We start from the raw sequence: 23,281 nt of genomic DNA on the forward strand, positions 1-23,281 counted from the left end.
GAAATTAACTTTGGTATTAACTTAGTAATGAATACGGTTGCAGTCGGCATCTTTTTCACTATTACAGATTGAGTTGTAGGGTGTCTTGTAAGAAAATTACCAACTTAATTGACTGTCAGGCTTAATGCGCTTAAATGTCCGCCTGATTGTGCGTTCGATAGCACTTTGATGTCTATTTGTGAAAGTGGGTTTCAGTCTCTTGGCTAAAATATAGGTTGCCAAGATGCTGTTTGAGCGACACATTGAGCCAGCGATCACACTCGTTATTCGTTCTCTATTTGCAGGAATCTTTCGTGGCCAAAGCACCCAAAACATTGCAACAGCGCATGGGCATAGTTGCCCTGACGTGGCCGATTTTTATCGAGACCTTGCTGCAATCTCTGCTTGGGATCTGCGATATCTTTATGCTGAGCCATTATTCCGATAATGCGGTTGCCGCAGTGGGACTCACGACTCAGCTGATGTTCTTCATGATGGTCATGTCCATGATGGTGAGTACGGGCGCAAGTATTTTGATTAGCCAAAGCAATGGGGCAGGCCAACCGCAGCAGGCTGTCGATATCGGGGTGGCGAGTGTCGTATTGAGTTTGGTATTAGCCTTGGTCATGGGCGCATCTATGTTCTTTGGTGCTAAGGGCATTATCGGCTTATTTGCGCTTGAGCACGATGTGGCTGGTTTTGGATATGACTATTTGGTGATTTGCGGCAGCTTGAGCATAGGGCTAGTGATGAACATTGCCTTCGCCGCTATTTTGCGTAGTTACGGTTTTACCCGCTCGGCCATGTTAGTTACCTCGAGCACGGGCTTAATGAACGTGATCGGTAATTATATTGCCCTGTATTCACCCTTTGGTTTACCTGTTTATGGGGTAACAGGGGTGGCGATATCGACAGTGACCAGCCAGGTCATTGGTGCGTTTATCATGCTGATGGTGATCCGGCATAAGCAAATTCCGCTGCCACTGCAACGACTTAAGCTTTTACCGCGCAGCACTTATTGGAGTGTGATGCGTATTGGCCTGCTCAATGCTGGCGAGATGCTGTCTTATAATGTGGCTCAGATGACCATCATCTACTTTATCAGCCAGATGGGCACTTTATCGCTCACGGCCTACACCTATGGCTTGAACATTAGCCGTTTTATCTATTGTTTTGCAGTCGCACTCGGGCAGGCGACGCAAATCCAGACTGGATATTATGTGGGTAAACAATGGTTCGATGAAATCACCACTCGGGTGCAGCGTTACTGTTTGGTGGGCTTTATCGCTTCACTGACCATAGTATTAGTCTTCTACTGGCAGCGATTCGTTATTGTCGGCTGGTTGAGTGAAAACGAAGAAGTTATCCAACTAACAGCGTTATTGCTTGCGGGTTCCATCGCCCTTGAAACCGGACGAGTGTTTAATCTGGTGATTATCTCGGCGCTCAAGGGCGCCGGTGATGTGGCGTTCCCTGTGCGTATAGGTCTTTTTAGCATGTGGGGTATTGGGGTGTTTTTTGCTTGGTTCTTTGGCTTGCATTTAGGTTATGGCGTGCTTGCAGCATGGCTGGCCGTTGCGGCAGATGAATGGGTGCGTGGATTGATTATGGTGCACCGTTGGCGCTCGGGTCGCTGGCAGCGTTTTACGCGTATTCCGCCAGTAACCCTAGCTTAAACTGTTCTGATATCAAAAGGTCAACGCTTATTGGTTGCCCCATTTGCCCGATTTCAGTAGTTCATTTTTAAATTGTAGATACCTTGGATGCCCTTCATAGGTTTCGATTTCCATAGTGCTGTAGGGGGCAAAAATAGCCCCTGGAATTTGGCATCCTCTAGTAAGAACGTCTTCTAATGAGGGCATAAAACATTCTTTAATCGGGTCAAAATGGATTTTATAACTGGCATAGCCGCGCGCAACAAATCTATCGGTTATGGTTTTGAATAGCTGTCCAAAAGGCGTGTCGAGCGTCTCCGGCGTGGAGTAATAAAAGCCTTGTCCGTACCAGTAGAGTAATAAGGCGGTACCTGCGTCGCAGAGTGGATGTTCGATAATCGCCCTGACCATGTCGGGATCATCGTTATCCCAATTCAAGTTGGCCGCGACAAAATGCAATTCCTCCATACTTTGTAAGTCACTGATACAGGTGATTTGCGTTGCCGCTTTGCCAAAGTAGGTACTGTCTTGATGTAAAAAGTCGTAATCGGGATCGGCGAGTAATTTGGCGAGTTGTTGTTGATTGGCAAAACAGCCAAATTCTGCGCATTCATAGGCGCGAATAAATTGTTCTTGTGAGAGTAATTTAGCCAAGGGAATCCTTTCTTTTTATAGAACACACAGTTTATAAAAAAGACAGCGTCAGCCTTGCGTAGCAAAAGGCTGACATGGAAGAAAGGGAGCGTAAAACGTTACGCTTGCTGTTGCAGTAGGGTACGGCACAGCTTAATAAAGTCCGATGAAGTGACGATACCGAGTACCTTTTTATCGACATCGACGACGGGCAAGCAGCCGAGTTTGTTTTCAATAAAATATTCCACCACCACAGTTAAGGGCTCGTCGGCGGTTAGATGCTGATACTCTTTATCCATCACTGTCGTGATTGGCGTGTATCGCTCTTTACGTTCGAGCGCGCCTTGGCCGTACTTGTTCAACATAGTCATCACGCTGGCGATCATCTTTTTATGGGTGAGTACGCCAACGAGGGTGCCATCAATTTCAGAAATCACAGGTAAGTGGCGTACGCCACGGGTTTGCATCAGATGGTGGGCATCTTTCAAACTGGCGCCATCGCTGATGCAGATGACTTGATCACTCATAATATCGCTGACTTTCATTGTTAAATTCCTTTTCTTGCCATTCTCTGGCGTGCATTTAACACGCTGCGTTAGCCTGCACCGATGTTAGCAGCTTCTCTGTAAGCTACGCCAGTCCTGCACAAATAAAGTACGCTATCCAGTATAAGTGTTTGAATTGATAGATATCATAAAAGGCTGACAAAGATGTCACAAATATGTAACAGTGATATCTCACAATCGTGGTCTTATTAGACCTCATACCAGTGAAGCCTTTTCTAACAAGGAATAATAATGAATCGTACCGTAACTCGTCGTGATTTTTTGGCTATGTCGGCCAAAGGTGTTGGTGTTGCTGTGATCTCTTACGGCTTGATGGGCTGTAGTGATAGTAATGATGATAATTCTGTACCCGCGCAATTTTTACATGGGATTGCCAGTGGCGATCCGGCAGTCGATGCCGTGATCCTCTGGACTCGTGTCACGCCTGAATCTGAGAGCGATGTAAAAGTGAGTTGGCAAGTGGCAAGCGATGCGGCCTTTAGTCAATTAGTGACCACAGGTGAGACTGTCACTAATGCAAGCCGTGACTACACGGTTAAGATTGATGCCCGTGGTTTACGTGCCGGGCAAACCTACTTTTATCGCTTTATGACGGGTGATAAAACCTCAGTTGTGGGTAAAACCCGCACTCTGCCTGAAGGTGATGTTAGCTCAGTCAAATTAGCCGTGATGTCCTGTGCTAACTTTCCTGCCGGTTATTTTAACGTCTATGAGTTAGCGGCGGCGCAGGATGATTTAGATGCTGTGGTGCATTTAGGCGATTACATCTATGAATATGCCCGCGGTGGTTATGCCAGTGAGCATGCTGCCGAATTGGGGCGTGAAGTGTTACCCGCCAATGAGTTGCTGACGTTGAGTGATTACCGCACTCGCCATGGTCAGTACCATACCGATGCGAGTCTGCAAAAGTTACACGCGAAAGTGCCTTTTATCACAGTGTGGGATGATCATGAAGTGGCCAATGATACTTGGCGTGATAGTGCCGAGAATCACAACGAAGGCGAAGGGGATTTTGCCGTTCGTAAAGAAGCGGCACTACAAGCTTATTTCGAGTGGTTACCGATTCGCCCATGGCGTGAAGGGAACCATGAAGAGATTTACCGCAGCTTCAGTTACGGCAATCTCGTCGATCTGCATATGTTGGATACTCGCGTATTAGCCCGTGATAAACAGCTCGATTATGCCGATTATATGGATCCTACCACGGGTTCGTTTGCGGGAGAGCGTTTCCTTGCTGATGTCACTTCGACCACTCGCACTATGCTGGGGCTGACGCAATTATTATGGCTGCAGGGCACATTGCTACAGTCGACAGGCAAGTGGCAAGTACTGGGACAGCAGGTATTAATGGGTAAGATGTCATTGCCTGCGGCGATTGCCACTCAGCAGATGAGCATTCCTCAATTTGCCATGTTAGGGGCTTTAGCTAAGTTAGCGGCCCGTGCGGCGGCAAATGATCCCACGCTTACTGCCCAAGAGCTGCAATATCTTCAAGCCAATCAAGCCTTACTCACGCCAGAAGTTATCGGACTGCTGCAATTACCTGCCATTCCATACAACTTAGATGCTTGGGATGGTTATGCCTATGAGCGTGAAGTGATTTTAGGTACGGCTAAATCGAAAAATCTCAACCTAGTTGTGATCGCGGGTGACACCCATAATGCATGGGCAAACGAGCTTAAAGACGTGCAAGGCGATACAGTGGGTGTTGAGTTTGCGACTAGCTCAGTATCATCGCCAGGCCTTGAATATTACTTGAATCTGCCAGCGGAACAGATCCCCGCGACCGAGGCGGCAATCGTCGAGTTAGTGCCAGATCTTAAGTACGCTAACTTAAAAGACCGAGGCTTTATGACGCTCACCTTTACCGCTGATGAGGTGCGCAGCGACTGGCATTATGTGGATACCATTTTGTCGAAGGATTTCCAAGTCGCAACGGCCCGTGGTTATAGTGCTAAGACAAAAGTAGGCGAGCATGTGATTACGCCTATCGTTTAATGCGGTATTGTTCGCTTGTTTATCGGCCACCTTAGGGTGGCCTTTTTGTTGCTTTTGGCTTTAAAAGACAAAATAAATGTCTGTTGTCACGCAAGTTCTTACTATTACTGCAGCACATCGCATTTTTTTGGTATAAAATTCGCTCCCAAAATTCGGCGGCTGCCTACACTTGCTAAGGCAAAGCTGTTCTAGTGTTTTGGGAACCTTTACCCGCCGAACAGACCTTACAGGGGTCATAAGCTTTAACGACCTAAGAATAAAATCAATGTGATGGGGACTGTGTCATGTCAGAAAAGTATTTTGTTACCGCGCAGCAATTGCTGGAAGATTCATTTTTATTAGCTTCGCAAGTGTATGAGAGTGGCTTTCGTCCGCAATTTATCGTGGGTATTTGGCGTGGCGGTGCTCCAATCGGGATCGCGGTACAGGAGTTTTTCGATTTTAAACAAGTTGAAACTGATCACATTGCCGTGCGTACCTCTTCTTATTATGGGATTGGCACCGACAAACAAAGCAAAGAAATCAAAGTTCATGGCCTGCATTACATCGTTGAAAATGCGAACGCGAGTGACGGTTTGTTGATTGTGGATGACGTGTTTGACTCTGGCCGTAGTATTCATGCATTAAAAGAAAAACTCAGCCAACTGATGCGCTTGAATATGCCAACCGATATCCGTATCGCTTGCCCTTATTACAAGCCAAAAAATACCGCAGTGCCTTTAAAACCCGACTATTACATTCATGCCTCTGAAGACTGGTTAGTTTTCCCGCACGAAGTCACAGGTTTAACGCCTGAAGAAATTGCCGAAGGTAAGGGCGATTTAAAGAATATCCAGCACCTGTTTAAATAGCTCGCGGCGAGATATAGATTATTTTCGCAATAAAAAAAATGCGTTAACGATGAATCGTTAACGCATTTTTTCTATTTTAAAACTTATAAATCCATACAGTTAGCATAGTAAGTCACTGTGGCGGGCCAGTCGGAGAACACTCCAATCACGCCGACATCTTTCGCAAGTACATCAAGTAATTCAAAGGTATCGCCTTCATTATCTATCGCTTCGGTAATGCTTTGAAAGTAAAAGCCGCCGCCATTTTTTAATAAACCAGATCGCTCCAGCGACCAAGTGATGATCTTAAGCCCAGCGCCTTTAGCGGCCTTAGCGTATTCCGAAGGAATGATTTTCTTATCCGCATCTAAGGCGACTAATACCCAGAGTGGCGGCGCAATAATTTCGACGCCTTGGGTCTTTAAATCCGCCATTGATGGTGACCAAGTGGCAGAGTTCTGCGGATCAAAGGCGCTGTTATAATCGTATCTGTCATCGAGAAACACGGCTTGCTTCGCAAATTCAGGTGCGTTGGCGACCCAATATTTGATGTCATCCAAAATAAATGACTGGGGGAATACTTGCGAAACATTGACGCCCGCCGCCGTGTATTCATCCAACATTTTTTGCGCGTAATCCTGCTGAGTAAAACCATCGAAGGGCATAGATACGCTGGCGGCTTTTAGCTCAGGCGTCATCTTCACACCGGCTTTTTTAAACATTTCAATACTTTCAGCGTGGGTCATTAAGGTGCCATTGCCAGCATAAAGATCGGTACGCCAGCTTGGGGTACCATTGATGAATTCGGCCGCAGTGGTCGCTTTCGGATTGTTGCCTTCCATCTTACCCTTGAGAGTTTTAAATTCGGCGAGGGTGATATCGCTAGTGCAACAGGTTGCCGATGCGCTGACGCCATTGGCGGCATCAGCAGGAGTGAATGGGATCGAACATTTATTGGCAAGTTCGGGTATGGCTAAAATGTTGGTCGTGCTGGCAAGATCGCACTGTGAGTGGCGGCAAACTAAAGCTTTATCGGCGGTGAAGGTGACATCACACTCGACTATGCCTGCGCCCGAATCGATAGCCGCTTGGTAGGATTCCTTTGTATGCTCAGGGAATTTCATTGGCGCGCCACGGTGACCTATGGAAAATTCGCTGCGATAAAAATTGTCAGTGGTGCATTGTTCTAAGCGGGTTTTAAGTGTGCTGTCTTGCATCTGACGTACGAGGAATAAGGGTCTTTCTCCCACTTGAGCTGGAACGGGTTTGCTGGTGGGTGGCGTGACTGCGGCGTTATCATCGCCATTATTGCAACCGGCTAATAAAGCGCTCGTGGCAATTAACAGGCCGAGTGAGAGCGACGAAATAGGGCGTAGTTTCATCAGATTTACCTATGAGTAATGATGTAAATTATTAACATTAATCAGAAACTCTAAAGTGTTAATGTGACTGAAAAAGCCTATTTGTATGACATAAACAAGAATATATACCGTTTGCACGACGATTATCTAAGGCACGCTAGCTTGCGATAAACTGCCTTAGACAGAGGACGGTCGGGATATATGTACAGTGTTGCTTTAGATGTGAGCATTGACTCCACTGAGCGAGTCGATGAAACTGGCATGAATATTTTCATCTGGGCGATCTTTCTGGGCCGAAATCAAGTACACTGCGCTCCTTTTGTTTTATGATGAGCGTTTGGTTCGCTTGATAAGACAAACGTGACAAGCATCATTTAGGAAATAGAGCAGAATGAGCAAGGGCAAAAAATACGATTTTCGCGTGACACAGGGCGACAACGGTTGGAAAACTGAAATCACTCGTCGCATGACATCAACTAAAACAGTTGTGTCTAAGAGCCACGATGGCTTTGCGACTGAAGCCGAAGCGCAAGCTTGGGGCTTAACTGAATTACAAGTGTTTTTAGGCACGTTAACTGAGCGCAATAAACGTCGTTCAGAGAAACAAGCTAAAGCAAAATTAGCCGCAGCATTAGCGGCTGAAGCGGCTACTGATGCCGAAGATCTTGATGAAGATGATTTCGACGAAGAGTAACACTCATTTGTTTAACCTTGTCTTATCAAGCCAGTGTGACTGTTAGGGCGCGCATAACGGGTTCTGAAACGTTACTCTGGCGATGAACAGCAAAAGGCAGATCTTAAGATCTGCCTTTTGTGTTTTTGTCGCTCGCGAAACTGTGCATATCAATTCATTTCATTCTATTTCCTCGTTTATCTTCATACACTCTGTTCGGCTGGACTGATCTACTGATGCTGTCATTAGCTTGTTTTTATCGCATTTAGTCGGGATTACGTACCCTATACCACTAATAATTAACGATAACTATTATCATTTGATTTACTTAGATGCTGCTCTGTGCTCATATGTAAGGAATTCGAACGCACGTTTAACTTTATCAAGGTAAGGGAACTCCTATGAAACTACTTCAATCCAGTTTATTGCTGTGTTTGTCGGCTTCGGCAACCCTGAGTTATGGCCAAGCCTTAGATGGAGAGGCGTTACGCTTACTACAAGCGTCGCTAAAGGATTCGACTTTGGATGCACAAGCGCAGTTAACCAATACAAAGCGGGCATTGGCGTTAGATTTAAGCCATCAATATGCGCAGCTTGCGCCTATCTTACAGACTGAAATAAACCAGTATCAGTTAGCAGTGAATGCCGATGACATTCTGTCTCAGCATAGGCTCAATGATCATGTGATCACCAAAGCCGATGCATCAATTCGCCGAGTGAAGGGCTTAAGTGCCAAAGCAGATTCTCTGGTGCAAGTGCGTCTAGCGGATGAAGCCATGTTAACCCCATGGCAGCAAGGTGAGTCTCCTTTATTTGCCTATGAGCCCGATGGTGACGAGCGTCAGTGGGATTATATTGAAGCCTTTGATATTCATGGGCAAGTGCATCAATTAGACGTGTATAACCTGCCGCAGCAGCCAGTGTTTGTGGTCGGTATCGATAGCAAAAAAGCCTTTGTGGCTGGCTTAGAGGTGATGCGGGCGACATTTGCCGAGGCGCAGTCAGCGAAAAAAGAGGGCGCGCTACTGAGCCGTGCGCAAACACAGGCGGTGGCAGACAAGCCGATTTCAACCACAGTGATCAAGCAAATATCCTTGAAGGATGACCATGAGCCGTGGATTTCTGGTCGTGCCGAAATTTACGGCATAGTGACTGGGGTTGATCCAAGCCGTGAAGAGCCAGTGCTCGATATCGTCGAAATGCCCTATTTAGATTATGCGGATACGACCTATTATCCGAATCAAATCATCATACATTGGGAGCGTTATCGTTGGGCGGCTGCGGACATGATCTTAATGGAGCATGACGATGGTACTAACTATAAAGTGTTGGCCACTAAGCTGTTGGAAGCGGCGGAGCAGATCTTAAAGTCGATCCCAGATCCTGAAGCTCAGGGTTATGCGCTGATCCCGCAAATTACCAATGGTATTTTAAGTGTGATGCCGGATGCTTGGTTCACCAATGACGATGACTTTGTCGACGTGTATTACACTTTACAGGAAGGGGTTGAATATCCTAACTTGAACGGCGCTAACGGTAATACGATGACGAGCTTTGCGCCATTAGTCATCCAACCAAGACCATGATGAATTAGTGCGGCTAAATGCAATGGCTGAAATGTAAAAGCGGATCCTAAGATCCGCTTTTTTGTTTTTATCACTTAACGTTAGGCTAAGCCATTCACCTTAAGCTTTTAACTTGAAACTGCCTTGCATAATCGCCCAGTGACCTGGGAAGCTGCAGAAGAATTGGTAGGCTTCGGTGGCGCTCATACCGGCAGTGCTAAAGGTGATAGACGTTGATTCGCCACCGCCCACTAAATCAGTGTGTGCGATAACGCGCGTATCACCGGCTTTGACATAGGCTGCATCAGGACCTGCACTCATACCTTCGGTCGCTACGGCTGACATATCGGCTGCCTTAGTTAATACCCAGTTATGGCCCATCGCTGCTTTTGGCAAAGTGCCTGAGTGGGTTAAGGTTAAGGTCACTTCTTTACAGCTTGCAGGTACAGACAGCTCTTTAGTGTCAAATTGCATTGCATCAGTGGCGGCAATTTTCAGTTCACATTCGTTGGCACTCGCTTGGCTAGCGAATAATAATCCTAGGCCGATTAGGCTAGTGCTGGTCACGTTACGTAAAGCTGTGCTTTTTGCTTTCATCTGGTACTTCCTTATTTGAACAAGGGTAGCCGAGCCGTTTTGACTCGGACATGCACCTGCTAGCATAAGCAATCTTCATTAAATGGGAATGAAATCAGCGTGTAAATTATGTATATGCAACTTTAGGTTGAAAGCTTGCATCGTTATTGGCGGCAAAATTGTTAGCGGTAAACATAGGTGAGTACTTATTTGGAGTGAACTAAGTACTCAGGAACTATTATTTATGTGTTTGATTTATAAATTATAATTTTTTGTTCTAACGCAGGGCGTCTACTTCAGAACGTCTTACGTTTTTAGTACGAAAGCTCCTGTCGATAGGGAATCGCACGTTGTGCGCCTGGGCGAGTGACAGTAATGGCACTGGCTGCATTGGCAAATCCCACGGCTGCAGCAATCGACATGCCCTCGCTTAAGCCCACAACTAAGGCGCCATTGAAGGTATCCCCTGCGGCGACTGTGTCTATGGCCTGCACTTCAAACGCAGGTATTAGCCCATTAAAACCTGGGCTGCTGATAAATGCGCCACGGCTACCTAAGGTAATGACCACAATCTTTACTCCCTGCTGGTGGAGAAGTTGCGCTGCCATGTGTGCATCATCAATATGGTTGATCTCAACTCCCGTTAAGGCTTCTGCTTCGGTTTCATTGGGGGTAATAATATCTACCCACTTGAGTACATCTTGGCCAAGTGCCGTCGCTGGAGCAGGATTTAGTACAGTCGTCACGCCAAGATTCTTGGCTATTTGCAGCGCCTTTGCCACTGTGGCAGCGGGCGTTTCCAATTGTGTTAACAAGTACTCAGCATTAGCAAACAGGGCGTAATGAGCTTCTAAGTCATCAGGTGAAAGGCTGGCGTTAGCACCTGCGGCAACGCCAATCGTATTCTCACCGTTATCACCGATAAAAATCATGGCAGTGCCTGTGCTCAGTCCGGCTATTTGGCGGATCCCTTCCGTGCTGATGCCATCTTTCATCCAGCTTTGACGCATATCATCGCCGATACTGTCTTGGCCGAGATGGCAGATAAAATCAGTGCGTGAACCTGATTTGGCTAAGCGCGCGCAGGCGACGGCTTGATTGGCCCCCTTACCGCCCAGTTCGAGGCGATAATCTCGGCTCATTAAGGTTTGCCCTGCAGCGGGCAGGTACTCAAATTTCATCACATGGTCGGCATTTGCACTGCCGATAACGAGTATCTGGCTCATAGAAGACTCACTGTCATTTTTATCTGCGATTGAGATAAGTTGCATCATAGACGCGTAAACTGTCTACCAGTAAATCGACAAAGCCTTGCCTATCGAGCCCAAACAGCACAGTCGCATTGGCGGCTTTACCTGTTAGCTGATAGCGATCGACCACTGTCATGCCTAAGGTCAACTCACTTTGGGTTTCAATACTTACCCAGCAATCTTGCGCCTCAAATAGCTCAGGTTTAAGCAACCAAGCGATAGTGCAGGGGTCGTGCAATGGCGCACCAATAAAGCCCCATTTAGGATCTCTGTGGTAAATCATAAAGAAATCCAATAATTCGGCGACGCACTGAGCAATTGGATTTTGAATCGCGCGAATGCGTTCTATGTCTTCATCCATGATTTGCGCCTGATGAGTCACATCGAGCCCACACATAGTGATGGGAATACCGGATTTAAAGACAATATCGGCGGCTTCGGGGTCGACAAAAATATTAAACTCGGCGGCTGGTGTCCAATTGCCGACACCGGCTGCACCGCCCATTAGCACTATGCGTTCGATCTTGGCGTGTAATTCGCGGTGGCTGGCGAGCAAAAGCGCGATATTGGTGAGTGGTCCTGTGGGAATTAAGGTTACTGGCTGATGACTTTGGCGAATTTGCTGCGCCATTAATTCAACTGCGGTAATGGCTTGAGGACTAAAACTTGGATTAGGCAATGCAGGGCCGTCGAGTCCGGTTTCACCATGGACATTGTCGGCAATGATTAATTCGCGAGCTAATGGCTTGACTGCACCGCCAGCGACAGGAATATCACTGCGATTTAATAAGGTTAAGATCCGCAGGGCATTATTGAGCGTTTTATCCGGCGTTTGGTTACCGGCGCTGGTGGTGACGGCCAGTGGAACCAGCTCTGGATGGGCGAGAGCTAAAATGAGCGCAATAGCGTCGTCATGGCCGGGATCGCAATCCAGAATAATAGGGCGAGTCATACTGTTACTCCTTTAAACAGCGGTGATGGGGGCTTAGAATAGCATGTTCAAGCGGGGGGGCGATGAGTGTGATGGTGTCTTTACAGTAAACTGTGAGCTTTTTCTGATTTTTATCAATAAGCTGCTAAAATTGCGCCCCGCTGTAGGCACAAACAAAATTCATTTAATGCTTAAGCATCATGGAATGATAAGGACGTTTTGGCGTGTTGATTAATCGCAGTAAGTTAACCTCTAGCGCACCCGAGCGAGGTTGGGGGGGGCTCGAAGTACTCTTGTTTACCTTACCTCCCATTTTAATCTTGAGTCTTGCGGCCTTTTTTATCACTGAAGGATGGCAAAAGTGGTATTTGGTCAATCAGCTTGAAGTGCGTGGCGATGTTGCCATTGGCCGGGTGATTGAAACTGAGTATCGGAGTGAACGAGGTTCGAACGGCATTTCTCGCCAAAGATTGGTTTGCTTAGTGGAATATCACACCGCCGAGGGCGAGGTGATTCGTCAGTGGGGGCTTGATGGTGTTGATTGCCGTGCGACTTATCAATTAGCTCCGCCGCAGGGTGATACGCCGTGGGCATTAGGGCCCCATTATGCGCAAAGTGCTGTGAGCTACCTTCCTGATGCACCAACCCGTGCAAGTGCAGACCTTAAATTAACCCGCGATCTCGCCAAGTGGGACTTTGCCTTTGGTACTGCAAGCTTATTATTGGGTTTGCTGGTGGGCTATTTCTGTTCGACTCCTTTAAGAATTTGCTGGGCTGAGTCTCGTTATATCCCAATACTCAAGCGTTTAGGGGATCAGCAAGATTACGTTGGAATTATCAATTTGCTTGAAACCTACAGGCGCCACCCAGCCGCTAATATTCTGGTATGGGAAGCGGCCGACCATATTGGCCATTGCCCTGAGTTATACCCAAGTTTTGTTGCCTTATTTGCCCAAATGCAATCTGCACCAAGCAAAAAACAGCTGGAATCGATAGATGAAACTATTGTGATGATTAGCTTTTATCGCTTGAGTTCATTAGGGTTTCACGACTTAGCGCTCGCGATGTTAGCCCGTTGCAATCAAGCCTTAACAGCAAGAACCTTGGCAACCTTTGTGCTGATGACTCGCACTGCGCAGCTCCCTTTTGCACTGACATTATCGGCAGAAAAGCTCAAGGCATTGGAGGCACTTTGTTATGCCAAGGAGCTCAGTTTTGGCTTGGAGGATGAAAAAAAATGCAGTGTCGACCTTGCAGCCCGTATCGAATATTTACTTTGGTTAGTTAAATGGGTGCTCGATGATACGCGTAGCGCGCCGGAGCCAAGTGTTAGCCCTGTGCAAGCGGTGATTTTAGCGGCATTTGGCCAGACGATGGCGCTTCAAACCCTCAGCCTTGATAGCGCGCAGACCACTGATAAACATGCACAAGCACTATTGTCTCGGTTAGATATGAATCATGGTTTTCAGCGCGCATTGAGGCCGATAATCGAGTCATTATCGGATAAAGTAGCGCAACATATTCAGCAACTCACGTTTTCAGCAACGACAAGGAAATAAGTTATGCAGTCTTATTCAATTCCTCGCCCTTTGGCATTCGTGTCAGTTTTAATCGCCCTGCAATTAACGGCTTGTAGTCAGCCGAAACCCTTAACCGTGTTCGAAAATGATAAGGAATCCTTATTGCAGTTTGATAACGGCAAATTGCTCCAACTTAAGGAAAATCCGAGTCCACAGTATCGCCATATTCCCTGTGATTTACCCGCAGTCGAGACTGTGGTCACCAACAGTTCGGCCTTTGCGGCGTTAACTAAATCCGGTGAGGTGATCACTTGGGGTGACAGTTATGCTGGCGGTGATAGCCGGGAGGTGACGGAGCAGCTTAAGCAAGTTAAGCAAATCGTCCCAGTTAAGGACGGGTTTGCCGCGCTACGTCAAGATGGCACTGTGGTTTACTGGGGTAATGTGGGGAAATTGAGCCTCGACAAAGCCCTGCAAAACCGCATGACCAATATTACCAAGTTGTTCGCTAATCAAGAGGCCATTGCGGCCCTTGATGCTAATGGCAAGGTACACACTTGGGGTTATGGCCCCTACGGCGGCAATAGCTTACATGTGCAGGATCAATTAGTTGATGTTGTCGATATCTTTGCCAGAGGTCGCAGTTTTGTCGCCCTCAAAAAAGAAGGTAGCGCGGTGATTTGGGGGCAGGTTGAAGAGTCGACCAATATGAAAAAGTTACTCCCGCAGCTTACGGATGTGGCGAAGATCGAATATTTTCAACACACCTATGCCGCCTTGAAAAAGGACGGCACTGTGGTGAGTTGGGGTTGGCGCAGTGATGCTTACTCGATCCGCAGCGCCTTAAAGGATGTGGCGAGTATGACGGCAAACAATTGTGCCTTTGCGATTTTAAGTCCTACGGGGGATGCGCATTTTTGGGGCGATGGGATTAACTGTGGTGTCGATTGGATTCAAAAAACCGATATCACAGGGGTAAAAGAGATTATCAGCATCGGCTCAGGCTTTTTATTACTGCGGGATAAGGCCGTGCCGCAAATTGTAGCCGACGATACTGATTACGCTCATATGTTTGGGTTTCACTATGCCCAAGAGATTCTTGATAAATATTGGCAGGAAGGCAGCGTCATTACTCGAGGGCCTGCCTCCTTTGTGTTTACCCGTCCCGATGGCAAAGTGGTACCTGTTGGTTATCGCGCCAACCGTGAAAATGTGGAAAAGTTGATTGCACGTATTCCGCGACTCACTTGGTTAGATGGCGCAAATGACGGTTATGTTGGCATCAGCGAAAATGGGGAGCTGGTCTCTTGGTCGATGAATTTGCCAATGTTCGACAAGTCGCCAGTGCAACCTGCTGACTCGTTAGTGATTAAACCGCTGGATTTTACCCCCGTTGCCCAATGCGAAACCCCTGAGCAGCGTCAGGCGATTTTGAGCAAAGACAGACCAAAACCTGCGGCAAAAAACTGGGATGGTGTTTTCTAGCTCATGTGAGTTTTCTCGCTAATCTGAGATTAATGGACTTTCATCCGTATAGACGTCTATAATGCGCGCGCTCAGGTCTGATATGCTCTGAGCCTTGTTGGGCGTTAACAGATTGTACGCCCTTTGAACCTAATTTTGAGTCAACCTTCTGTGGTGCTTACGATGATAGTGTCGTGAGATAATCGGGAAGCCAGTGAAATTCTGGCACTGCCCCCGCAACGGTAAAAGGTGAGAGAAGACCGCGTTTGATTGGTGTGTTCAAGACTGAACCCGAAAGTCAGAATGTAAAAGGTCAGTCTCGCGTTAATCTAACTTTTAATGGATTAACATAGCCTAAGTCCGGAGACCGGCCCTAAAGGTGTTTTTGAGATTTCGGTGGGCAGATCTCAAAATGCGATAATCACCGTCAGTATTTACGACTGAATTAACGGTATCGTGGCGTCAATGCCCCGTTTTCCTTGCAGGAGTTAAAGGTAAAATGGGAACAAATCCAACAAAAATCGCGCTGCTGATCGGCAGCCTTTGCAGTTTTTCAATTATCGCGCCCGTTATGGCGGCTGACGATACCAGCACAGCTAAAGTTGACGAGCATCTTGTCGTGATCGGCCGCTCTGATAAGACCCCCTTAAATATTGCCGCCAATGTGAATGTGATTGATGCAGCCGCGATTGAAATGAGTGGCGCGACTAATTTGACCGACGTCTTACGCGGTCAAAGCGGTATTCAAATTTCGGATAACAATATTGGAACTAGCTTTGCGATGCGCGGTTTTAGCGCCAGCACTGCCGTTAATAACACGCTGATTTTACTTGATGGTCGTCGTCTCAATAATATCGATATCGCCGCACCTAGCCTTAATGCCATTCCGCTTAATCAAGTGGATCGTATTGAAATTTTATCGGGTAGTGCGGGTGTACTTTATGGTGACCAAGCCGTGGGCGGGGTGATTAATATTGTCACTAAGTCCCCTGAAAATACTGGCGGCAGCGTGCAGTTATCCGGCGGCAGTTTTGATACCTATGAAGGTCGTGGTGATGTGTCTGGCGCGATCAACAAAGATTGGCGTTACTTTTTCACCGGTAGTTACAACCAAGGTGACAACTATCGCCAGCATAATGCCAACGAAACCGGCTCTATTCTTGGCCGCATTCAATATAAAACAGCCACAGACTCGTTCTTTGTTGAAACCAGCTACTACGATAGCGATCGTGAAAATCCGGGCTCGCTTACTGAAAAGCAATTTAAAGACGATCCCCGTGCTTCATCAAATAAGGTAGAGTATGCCCACGAGATGACCACTGCGGCGCGAACGGGTTACCAGCATCAGCTTAATCAAAACTGGGCGCTGGCGGCGGATTTAGATTACAGCGATACCTTAGTGTCTTCTCTTAATTGGGGGGCGAACAGCCATAACACACGCTCACTGTTAATGTTTAGCCCTAAAGCGTTAGCGAATTACAGTACCCGTCAAGGCGAGCTAAGCCTAGTCACAGGTTTAGACATCAGCCGTGGTAAGGCTGATTTTGACACTATGGCGCGCAGTAATGTGCAGCAAATGCAAAGCGCCTATCTACAAGCTACAGTGCCTTTAAGTCATACTTTAAGTTACGTTGTGGGTGGACGATATGCGCGGGTGACCGATGAGTTAGTCGATGGCAATGTCTATCCTAATGGCATGGATTTAGACGAAAATGCCCACGCATTCGAACTGGGTTTAAATTACCGCCCAACTGCGGAGCACAGACTCTATGTGCGCGCTGATGATAACTTCCGTTTTGCCAAAGTGGATGAGCAAGCTTATACATCGCCGGGCGTATTTGGCTTAAAGCCGCAAACAGGCCGTTCCTATGAGGCGGGTTGGGATTGGGCTGTCGCTAGTCAAACCCTGCGAGTCAGCCTATATCGTCTCGATTTAGAGGATGAAATTGTTTATGATTCGAGTGCAGTTAAACCCATAGGTGGAAATTTCAACGGTGCAAACGTCAATGCCGACGCTTCTCGTCGTTATGGCGCGGGTGCCGATTGGGATTGGCAGATCACTAAAGCGCTGCAGCTAGGGCTGGAATATAACTATACCGACGCCGAATTTACCGATGGTGCTAACGATGGCAAAGAGCTATCTTGGGTGGCAAAACACACGGGACGCGGTTATGTCAGCATGGATTTTGCTGAGCATTTCCAAGTATTTGTCGAAGCTATCTACACGGGTGATCGTTTTATCGAAGGCGATAACGCTAACGAAGGTGATAAGCTAGCAAGTTACGTGCTTGGTAATTTAGCCTTGAATTATAATCGTGATGCTTGGCTTGCCAGTCTGCGTATCGATAATGTATTCGATAAAGATTATGTCAGTGCAGGTTATTACGGTGGCGATTGGGGGGATAGTTACTATTCTGGTCGAGGCCGTGATATTCGTTTCACTGTGGGCTACCGCTTCTAAATATTAATGAGCTATCTAATAACAAAGCCAGACTGAGTCTGGCTTTTTATTTTTTACGCTGAGTTCAAAGAATAAATCTTAAAATAGGTATAGTCTTGAATATCGTTTTAGTAGAGTGGTTTAATTGTCGTTATCTATAGTGTTAGCGGGCAGTCATCACTAAATAGGAGTAATTTATATTTTACTCTGCTGTTTATGGCTGAAATTCTTAGTATTTTAGGTATGATGTGGACTGTAATCGAATCATCTTATTGTTAATAAACAGGTGTAAAGTGTCTTATGACTGATCTTGAGCAACAGGTTTTTACTCAAGTTAGAGCTATCATAGCGAACGAAGAGCAAGTGATTGGCCGCCGAGGAATTCTAATTCCACTCAAAAAAGCGATCCTTGCTGAAGGCGACATTCGTAATGTGATTGACATTATCTCGAGCGATCCCGCATTGGCAGCGCACATGCTTATGCGCAGTAATTCCGCACAGGCTGCTGTAGTGGAAAATCACAAAACTCGTTCGTTGAAAGAAGCTTTGATCCGCTTAGGTCAAGTTAATATCTATCGCTACGCCTTTACGTTCTATTTAAAAGAACGCCTCGATGAACTGCCACAGCCCTATAAAAAGTTGGTCCAAGGTTATTGGAAGTTGACTGAAGATATTGCAACGGATGCGGTAGATAGCTTAGCGGATATGGAAGGTGTGGAGGTTGATGCTGACGAAGTACAAACCTTAGCTCTGTTCAGTGTGTTCGGCCAAATTATCGCACTGACCGCATTTGCCTATTTAAATGCTAATGCCGAACAGTCATTTCCTTTAAGTGTGATTAAGTCATTGATTGATAATCAACAACAGACCTTAACCATCGAAGCGTTCGAGGCCTTAGATCTCGATCAGGATCTGCGTCAAGAGTTTATGATCGCCCATAATTTGCGTCAGACCCGTAATCCTAATTCATCAGGGTTGATACTGCGCCGTGTCTTGTCTATGCGTGGATTGTTGATGAATCCGCTGTAATTTGTCGATGCTATGAAATAGTCATTTGACTCAATAAACAAGCCTGTATTCGCAGGCTTTTTTACTCTATGTCACCCGCATTAATTCGTCTTCTGCTGGCGGGATAAACCTTCCCTCGCCACCAGTTGTAACCAATTTTGGATCAATGCAGAGTTAGCACTGTGGCGGCGATAGGCACCAAATAGCGGTCGTTTCAGACCTTCTTGGCCGAGTTTTACCGTAGCGAGACTCAGTCCATGTCCTTCATTAATCGACCAACTTGGCAGTGCGGCTATGCCATCTTTACAGGCGATGCGTTGCAATAACATCATGGTTAAATCACAGGTTTTTTGCTCGCCTGCCTCTATGCCCGCAGGCTCTAAAAAGTGGCGATAAATGTCTAAACGCGTCAACGGCACTGGATAACTGATAATAGGCAAGTGTGCTAATTGCTTAGGGGTGACATAGGCTTCTTTCGCTAAAGGATGATCCTTAGCAACCACTAACTTCACTTCAAAATCAAACAAATGCTGGTAGGCGAGTGAATGCCCAGGCACAGGATCTGAGGTTAATACAATATCCAGTTCACCCATTTCTAAGGCATTGAGCGAGTCGAACAGATGACGGCTCGACAAGTCTAACTCGGCTGCCGGATGATCTTGCCTAAATTGCTCCATTACAGGCATTAACCAGCGAAAACAGCTATGGCACTCAATGCCGACACGCAACTGATTGGTTTCGGTTTCCAGCCCATTCTTCAAATCTGTCTCTGTTTCTAACACCTTAGGCAAAATCTCTTCGGCCAGATGCAACAGGCGTGCACCTTCTTGGGTGAATGACAGTGGCTTACTCTTACGCACAAAAATGGGCGAGTTAATCCTTTGCTCCAACTCCTTAATCTGGTGGGAGAGGGCGGATTGAGTGACAAAACGTTTTTTGGCTGCGCCCGCCAAACTGCCGCTTTCTTTCAGGGCCATTAAGGTTCGCAGGTGTCTTAGTTCGATCATGTTCACTCCAAGTGAATTTCGCTCATGTTGTGCTTGAAATCAATTCGGTTGCTGGCATAGAGACTAACACAATAAACTTCTAGACGTCCAGACGCCCATTGTTATTTATCAAGGCTGAAATGCTGAAAAGTGCCAAGAGAAAACAATCTGGTGGGTGCAAGTGCCGAATATGGCTTATCTCAAATAAAGGAAGATAGAGTATGCAATTAAATAGTCTTGGGTTTCCCCGTATTGGGCGTCGTCGTGAATTGAAATTTGCCTTAGAAAAATACTGGCGTGGTGAGAGCACTCAGGCACAATTACGTGAAGTGGCGAGTGAACTTCGCCGCACCCATTGGCAGTGGCAAGCTGCTGCGGGCATTGAGCAAGTTCCCGTAGGCGATTTTGCCTTTTATGATCAAGTGCTGACCTTAAGCGCGACTTTAAATGCCATTCCTGATCGTCATCGTGGTGAAGGGGCAATCGATCTCGATACTTTATTCCGTGTTGCCCGCGGCAGAGCGCCAACGGGCCAAGATGCGCCAGCCTCTGAAATGACCAAGTATTTCAATACTAACTATCACTATCTGGTACCTGAGCTCAGCCAAAACCAAGAGTTTTCGATTGCCTATGAGCAGTTCTTTGATGAAGTCAGCGAAGCGCAGTCCTTAGGTTATAAAGCAAAACCTGTGCTACTCGGCCCTGTTAGCTACTTGTTCCTTGCTAAAACCGTGGGCCAAGAGTTTGATAAGTTAAGCTTGTTACCCAATTTATTAGCTGCTTATACTGACATTTTGGCGCGTTTTGCTGCTCAGGGAGTGCAATGGGTGCAGCTCGATGAGCCCATTCTCGCATTGGAGTTAGATGGCGAATGGCAAGCGGCGATCACTGAGGCGTATCAAGCCCTCAGCACTGCGAAGGTGAAGATCCTTCTTACCAGTTATTACGGCGGTATCGCACACCATCAAGCGCTGGTATCGGCTTTGCCAGTTGCGGGGTTGCATGTCGATTTAGTCACAGCGCCAGATCAATTGGCAGTCTTTGCCAATGCGCTTGGTCAAGATCAAATTTTGTCGGCGGGTGTGGTTAATGGTCGCAACGTGTGGGCGGCAGAGGCGGATTTGATTGCCGAACGCATAGGCGCGGTGGCCCGTGATCTAGGAGATCGTTTATGGATCGGTACTTCTTGCTCACTCCTGCATAGCCCTGTGGATTTAGAGGTGGAAGCCACGCTTGAGCCCGCGCTGCGTCAACAACTCGCGTTTGCGAAGCAAAAATTACTCGAACTGGCCAATGTGCGCCAATTGCTACTGGCACCTGAATCGGCCGCGGCAAAAGAGATTGTGCAAACCTGTTTGGCACGCCGTGAGGCGAAAGCGCAGGCCGCCGACAGTCAAGTGATTGCCCGCGTTGCCGCGTTGACATCTGCCGATTATGAGCGCGTCAGTGATTTCAACGTACGCCAAGCAGTGCAGCAGCAGAAATACCGTTTACCTCTGTTGCCGACCACCACCATTGGCTCCTTCCCACAAACACCAGCAATCCGTGGACTACGCAGTCGCTGGCGCAAGGGCGATCTGAGTGATGCACAATATACAGAGCAATTACAACAAGTCACCCGCGATACTATCGACCGCCAGCTTAAACTTGGTATCGATGTACTGGTTCATGGTGAGGCCGAGCGCAACGATATGGTGGAATACTTTGGTGAGCAGCTTGCGGGCGTTGGCTTTACCAAAAATGGTTGGGTGCAAAGTTATGGTTCACGCTGTGTTAAGCCACCGTTGATCTATGGTGATGTTAGTCGTCCAAATGCGATGACGGTCGATTGGGCCGAGTTTGCCCAAAGTCTTACCGACAAGCCTGTAAAAGGCATGCTGACTGGCCCGGTGACGATTCTGCATTGGTCATTCGCCCGTGAAGATATCGGCCGCGATGTGATTGCGACTCAGCTGGCGCTGGCGATTCGTGATGAAGTGGTGGATTTACAAAATGCCGGTATTGGCATTATACAAATCGATGAGCCCGCCTTCCGTGAAGGTCTGCCATTGAAACAAAGTGAATGGCAAGCCTACTTAGATTGGGCGGTCAATGCCTTTAAACTCAGCGCTGCTGGCGTGACTGATGAGACTCAAATCCACACCCACATGTGTTACAGCGAGTTTAACGACACGATTGCCGCGATTGCCGCCATGGATGCCGATGTGATTACTATCGAGACTTCGCGTTCACGGATGGAGTTACTCAACGCCTTTGAAGATTTTGAATATCCCAATGAAATCGGCCCCGGTGTGTATGACATTCACTCGCCAAACACCCCAAGTGTGGAGGCCATGGTGCACTTAATTGAGAAAGCGGCGCAAAAAGTGCCCGTACGTCAGCTGTGGGTCAATCCAGATTGCGGCCTAAAAACCCGTACTTGGGATGAAGTTGAACCTGCACTGAAAAACATGGTCGATGCCACGCGAGAACTACGTCACCGCCTTGGTTAATATTATGCTTGAGTGAAATATTTTTTTACTGAGCTTATTGAGCTTATTGAATTAGTAACAGCGGATGCTTACGCATCCGTTGTTGTTTATTGCTTGCCGACTAACTTAAGCATCTCGCGGTAAGCCTTTTTCGATAATGCGCACCATGCGCTCGGTTTTGCGGCGGGCTTTTTGTTGTTCAGTTGCAGCGCTTTCAGCAAGGCGCGATTGCTGGGCATTAAGCGCCCATTCAATATGCTCACGCACTATCTCATCGATATCTTCGCTGTGATTGCGGGCGTTAAGTGCGGCAATAATCCTTGGGCTTGCGGGAGCGTTACCCAGTGCTACTGCAATATTACGTAGCCAACGTTTATGTCCAATGCGGCGAATGGCGCTGCCTTCAGTTTGTTTAAGAAACTCGGCCTCGCTCCAAGCAAAAAGGCTGAGAAGGTCAGGTTGCTTTAACTGCGGACGAATATGAAAGTCAGTTTCTTCAGTCAGCGGCGCTTGGCGATTGATGGGACACGCGAGTTGGCAATCATCGCAGCCATAGATGCGATTGCCCATGAGTGGCCTAAATTCTTCGGGAATAGCGCCCTGCAACTCAATGGTGAGATAGGAAATACAGCGTCTGCCATCGACCACATAAGGTTCTACGATTGCACCCGTTGGACAGGAGGTAATGCAGGCGACACAAGTGTTACAGCCTTCTTGAATGGGAATATCCACAGGTAGAGGCAAATTGATCAGTAGCTCACCTAAAAAGAACCAACTGCCAGCCTCATGGTTGAGTATGAGTGAGTGTTTACCTGTCCAGCCTATACCGGCTTTTTCGGCTAGGGGGCGCTCAAGTACAGGGGCTGAGTCAACAAAGGGGCGAAAGTCAGCAGCATCGAAACCGAGAGAAACTAACTCTGCACTGATTTGATCTCCCAGCTTTTTAAGTCGAGCGCGGATCAACTTGTGATAGTCGCGACCTCCGGCATAACGGGAAATATAACCTAAGTTGGGATCGGTGAGATTCGTTGCAAAGCCAGCTTCGGGTGGTAAATAGTCCATCCGTACGGAGATCACCCGCACTGTGCCCGGATGCAGTTCTTGCGGGCGAGCGCGCATCATGCCATGGGTAGCCATATAGGCCATTTCGCCATGAAAACCTTTGTCTAGCCATGCTTGGAGTTTGGCTTCTTCAGCGGTTAAATCCGTATCGCAAATGCCAACCTGCGCAAATCCGAGTGCTTTTCCCCACGTTTTAATTTGCAGAGCGAGCCGCGACAGCATGCTGGCATAGGATTGGCTTGGGGTTTGATTGGCTAAAGTTGACATGAATTGATGGCAGCGAGGCTCTTGGCTAGGTGGCAATATGATAGCA

Annotated in this window: 18 protein-coding genes and 1 riboswitch; of the genes, 10 read left to right on the forward strand and 8 right to left on the reverse strand. The window is 47.3% G+C overall.

The genetic code is table 11. From position 1 onward, the window contains the following. Positions 1-293 precede the first annotated feature (293 nt). On the forward strand, positions 294-1,655 hold the full coding sequence (locus tag HGO26_RS09110) for an MATE family efflux transporter (RefSeq protein WP_168824709.1): 1,362 nt from the start codon (positions 294-296) through the stop codon (positions 1,653-1,655). A gap of 27 nt (positions 1,656-1,682) precedes the next feature. Here HGO26_RS09110 and HGO26_RS09115 read toward each other — a convergent pair whose 3' ends face one another. Both HGO26_RS09115 and HGO26_RS09120 read right to left on the reverse strand, forming a co-directional pair. After that, complete coding sequence (locus tag HGO26_RS09115) at positions 1,683-2,288, reverse strand: DUF4274 domain-containing protein (RefSeq protein ID WP_168824711.1); 606 nt, start codon at positions 2,286-2,288, stop codon at positions 1,683-1,685. A gap of 98 nt (positions 2,289-2,386) precedes the next feature. Further along, complete coding sequence (locus HGO26_RS09120) at positions 2,387-2,812, reverse strand: CBS domain-containing protein (RefSeq protein ID WP_168824713.1); 426 nt, start codon at positions 2,810-2,812, stop codon at positions 2,387-2,389. A 252-nt stretch (positions 2,813-3,064) separates the two neighbouring features. On the opposite strand from HGO26_RS09120, the gene HGO26_RS09125 reads away from it, so the two are divergent. Next, positions 3,065-4,831, forward strand: coding sequence for an alkaline phosphatase D family protein (locus HGO26_RS09125; RefSeq protein WP_168824715.1), 1,767 nt, complete (start codon positions 3,065-3,067; stop codon positions 4,829-4,831). A gap of 284 nt (positions 4,832-5,115) precedes the next feature. Beyond that, on the forward strand, positions 5,116-5,682 hold the full coding sequence (locus HGO26_RS09130) for a phosphoribosyltransferase (protein WP_028759331.1): 567 nt from the start codon (positions 5,116-5,118) through the stop codon (positions 5,680-5,682). An 83-nt stretch (positions 5,683-5,765) separates the two neighbouring features. Here the strand turns inward: HGO26_RS09130 and HGO26_RS09135 are convergent, their stop codons facing one another. Continuing rightward, positions 5,766-7,043, reverse strand: a complete 1,278-nt coding sequence (locus HGO26_RS09135; protein WP_168824718.1) for a glycerophosphodiester phosphodiesterase family protein — start codon at positions 7,041-7,043, stop codon at positions 5,766-5,768. Positions 7,044-7,413: 370 nt separating this feature from the next. Between HGO26_RS09135 and HGO26_RS09140 the strand changes: the two genes are divergently transcribed. Next, on the forward strand, positions 7,414-7,716 hold the full coding sequence (locus HGO26_RS09140) for a DUF3622 domain-containing protein (protein WP_105250177.1): 303 nt from the start codon (positions 7,414-7,416) through the stop codon (positions 7,714-7,716). Between the two features lie 380 nt (positions 7,717-8,096). Then, positions 8,097-9,281 (forward strand): DUF3103 domain-containing protein, encoded by a 1,185-nt coding sequence (locus tag HGO26_RS09145; protein ID WP_168824720.1) that lies wholly within the window; start codon positions 8,097-8,099, stop codon positions 9,279-9,281. Positions 9,282-9,380: 99 nt separating this feature from the next. On the opposite strand, the gene azu is transcribed toward HGO26_RS09145, so the two are convergent. The 3 genes from azu to rihA form a co-directional block, all read right to left on the reverse strand. Continuing rightward, the gene (gene azu, locus HGO26_RS09150; protein WP_028759449.1) at positions 9,381-9,857 is read right to left on the reverse strand and encodes an azurin; all 477 of its coding nucleotides are present in this window, start codon (positions 9,855-9,857) and stop codon (positions 9,381-9,383) included. Positions 9,858-10,150: 293 nt separating this feature from the next. Beyond that, entirely contained in the window at positions 10,151-11,062 is a 912-nt protein-coding gene (rbsK, locus tag HGO26_RS09155) for a ribokinase (RefSeq protein WP_168824722.1), read from the reverse strand. 19 nt (positions 11,063-11,081) lie between these two features. After that, on the reverse strand, positions 11,082-12,038 hold the full coding sequence (gene rihA, locus HGO26_RS09160) for a pyrimidine-specific ribonucleoside hydrolase RihA (protein ID WP_168824724.1): 957 nt from the start codon (positions 12,036-12,038) through the stop codon (positions 11,082-11,084). A gap of 203 nt (positions 12,039-12,241) precedes the next feature. Between rihA and HGO26_RS09165 the strand changes: the two genes are divergently transcribed. The 4 genes from HGO26_RS09165 (at position 12,242) to HGO26_RS09180 (ending at position 18,470) form a co-directional block, all read left to right on the forward strand. Continuing rightward, a complete protein-coding gene (locus HGO26_RS09165) occupies positions 12,242-13,576 on the forward strand; it encodes a DEAD/DEAH box helicase family protein (RefSeq protein WP_168824726.1) in 1,335 nt (444 codons plus the stop codon). 3 nt (positions 13,577-13,579) lie between these two features. Beyond that, positions 13,580-15,022 carry an RCC1 domain-containing protein gene (locus HGO26_RS09170; protein ID WP_168824728.1) on the forward strand — a complete coding sequence of 481 codons (1,443 nt, stop codon included), beginning with the start codon at positions 13,580-13,582 and terminating at the stop codon, positions 15,020-15,022. 134 nt (positions 15,023-15,156) lie between these two features. After that, positions 15,157-15,391: riboswitch (cobalamin riboswitch) on the forward strand. A gap of 109 nt (positions 15,392-15,500) precedes the next feature. After that, positions 15,501-17,462 (forward strand): TonB-dependent receptor, encoded by a 1,962-nt coding sequence (locus HGO26_RS09175; RefSeq protein WP_168824730.1) that lies wholly within the window; start codon positions 15,501-15,503, stop codon positions 17,460-17,462. Between the two features lie 279 nt (positions 17,463-17,741). Then, complete coding sequence (locus HGO26_RS09180; RefSeq protein ID WP_105250172.1) at positions 17,742-18,470, forward strand: HDOD domain-containing protein; 729 nt, start codon at positions 17,742-17,744, stop codon at positions 18,468-18,470. Between the two features lie 80 nt (positions 18,471-18,550). Here the strand turns inward: HGO26_RS09180 and HGO26_RS09185 are convergent, their stop codons facing one another. Continuing rightward, entirely contained in the window at positions 18,551-19,456 is a 906-nt protein-coding gene (locus tag HGO26_RS09185) for a LysR family transcriptional regulator (RefSeq protein ID WP_105250171.1), read from the reverse strand. A 200-nt stretch (positions 19,457-19,656) separates the two neighbouring features. Between HGO26_RS09185 and metE the strand changes: the two genes are divergently transcribed. Continuing rightward, the gene (gene metE, locus HGO26_RS09190; protein WP_168824732.1) at positions 19,657-21,927 is read left to right on the forward strand and encodes a 5-methyltetrahydropteroyltriglutamate--homocysteine S-methyltransferase; all 2,271 of its coding nucleotides are present in this window, start codon (positions 19,657-19,659) and stop codon (positions 21,925-21,927) included. A gap of 105 nt (positions 21,928-22,032) precedes the next feature. Here the strand turns inward: metE and queG are convergent, their stop codons facing one another. Continuing rightward, positions 22,033-23,235, reverse strand: a complete 1,203-nt coding sequence (gene queG, locus HGO26_RS09195) for a tRNA epoxyqueuosine(34) reductase QueG (RefSeq protein ID WP_168824734.1) — start codon at positions 23,233-23,235, stop codon at positions 22,033-22,035. Positions 23,236-23,281 lie beyond the last annotated feature (46 nt).

The sequence above is a fragment of the Shewanella oncorhynchi genome, assembly GCF_012584455.1.
In the GTDB taxonomy this organism is placed as follows: domain Bacteria; phylum Pseudomonadota; class Gammaproteobacteria; order Enterobacterales; family Shewanellaceae; genus Shewanella; species Shewanella oncorhynchi.

Excerpts from the sequence above, each read along its gene's own strand:
- HGO26_RS09120 (WP_168824713.1), bottom strand. The coding sequence starts at position 2,812 with ATGAAAGTCAGCGATATTATGAGTGATCAAGTCATCTGCATCAGCGAT.
- HGO26_RS09125 (WP_168824715.1), top strand. The coding sequence starts at position 3,065 with ATGAATCGTACCGTAACTCGTCGTGATTTTTTGGCTATGTCGGCCAAA.
- HGO26_RS09130 (WP_028759331.1), top strand. The coding sequence starts at position 5,116 with ATGTCAGAAAAGTATTTTGTTACCGCGCAGCAATTGCTGGAAGATTCA.
- HGO26_RS09135 (WP_168824718.1), bottom strand. The coding sequence starts at position 7,043 with ATGAAACTACGCCCTATTTCGTCGCTCTCACTCGGCCTGTTAATTGCC.
- HGO26_RS09140 (WP_105250177.1), top strand. The coding sequence starts at position 7,414 with ATGAGCAAGGGCAAAAAATACGATTTTCGCGTGACACAGGGCGACAAC.
- HGO26_RS09145 (WP_168824720.1), top strand. The coding sequence starts at position 8,097 with ATGAAACTACTTCAATCCAGTTTATTGCTGTGTTTGTCGGCTTCGGCA.
- azu (WP_028759449.1), bottom strand. The coding sequence starts at position 9,857 with ATGAAAGCAAAAAGCACAGCTTTACGTAACGTGACCAGCACTAGCCTA.
- rbsK (WP_168824722.1), bottom strand. The coding sequence starts at position 11,062 with ATGAGCCAGATACTCGTTATCGGCAGTGCAAATGCCGACCATGTGATG.
- rihA (WP_168824724.1), bottom strand. The coding sequence starts at position 12,038 with ATGACTCGCCCTATTATTCTGGATTGCGATCCCGGCCATGACGACGCT.
- HGO26_RS09170 (WP_168824728.1), top strand. The coding sequence starts at position 13,580 with ATGCAGTCTTATTCAATTCCTCGCCCTTTGGCATTCGTGTCAGTTTTA.
- HGO26_RS09175 (WP_168824730.1), top strand. The coding sequence starts at position 15,501 with ATGGGAACAAATCCAACAAAAATCGCGCTGCTGATCGGCAGCCTTTGC.
- HGO26_RS09180 (WP_105250172.1), top strand. The coding sequence starts at position 17,742 with ATGACTGATCTTGAGCAACAGGTTTTTACTCAAGTTAGAGCTATCATA.
- HGO26_RS09185 (WP_105250171.1), bottom strand. The coding sequence starts at position 19,456 with ATGATCGAACTAAGACACCTGCGAACCTTAATGGCCCTGAAAGAAAGC.
- metE (WP_168824732.1), top strand. The coding sequence starts at position 19,657 with ATGCAATTAAATAGTCTTGGGTTTCCCCGTATTGGGCGTCGTCGTGAA.
- queG (WP_168824734.1), bottom strand. The coding sequence starts at position 23,235 with ATGTCAACTTTAGCCAATCAAACCCCAAGCCAATCCTATGCCAGCATG.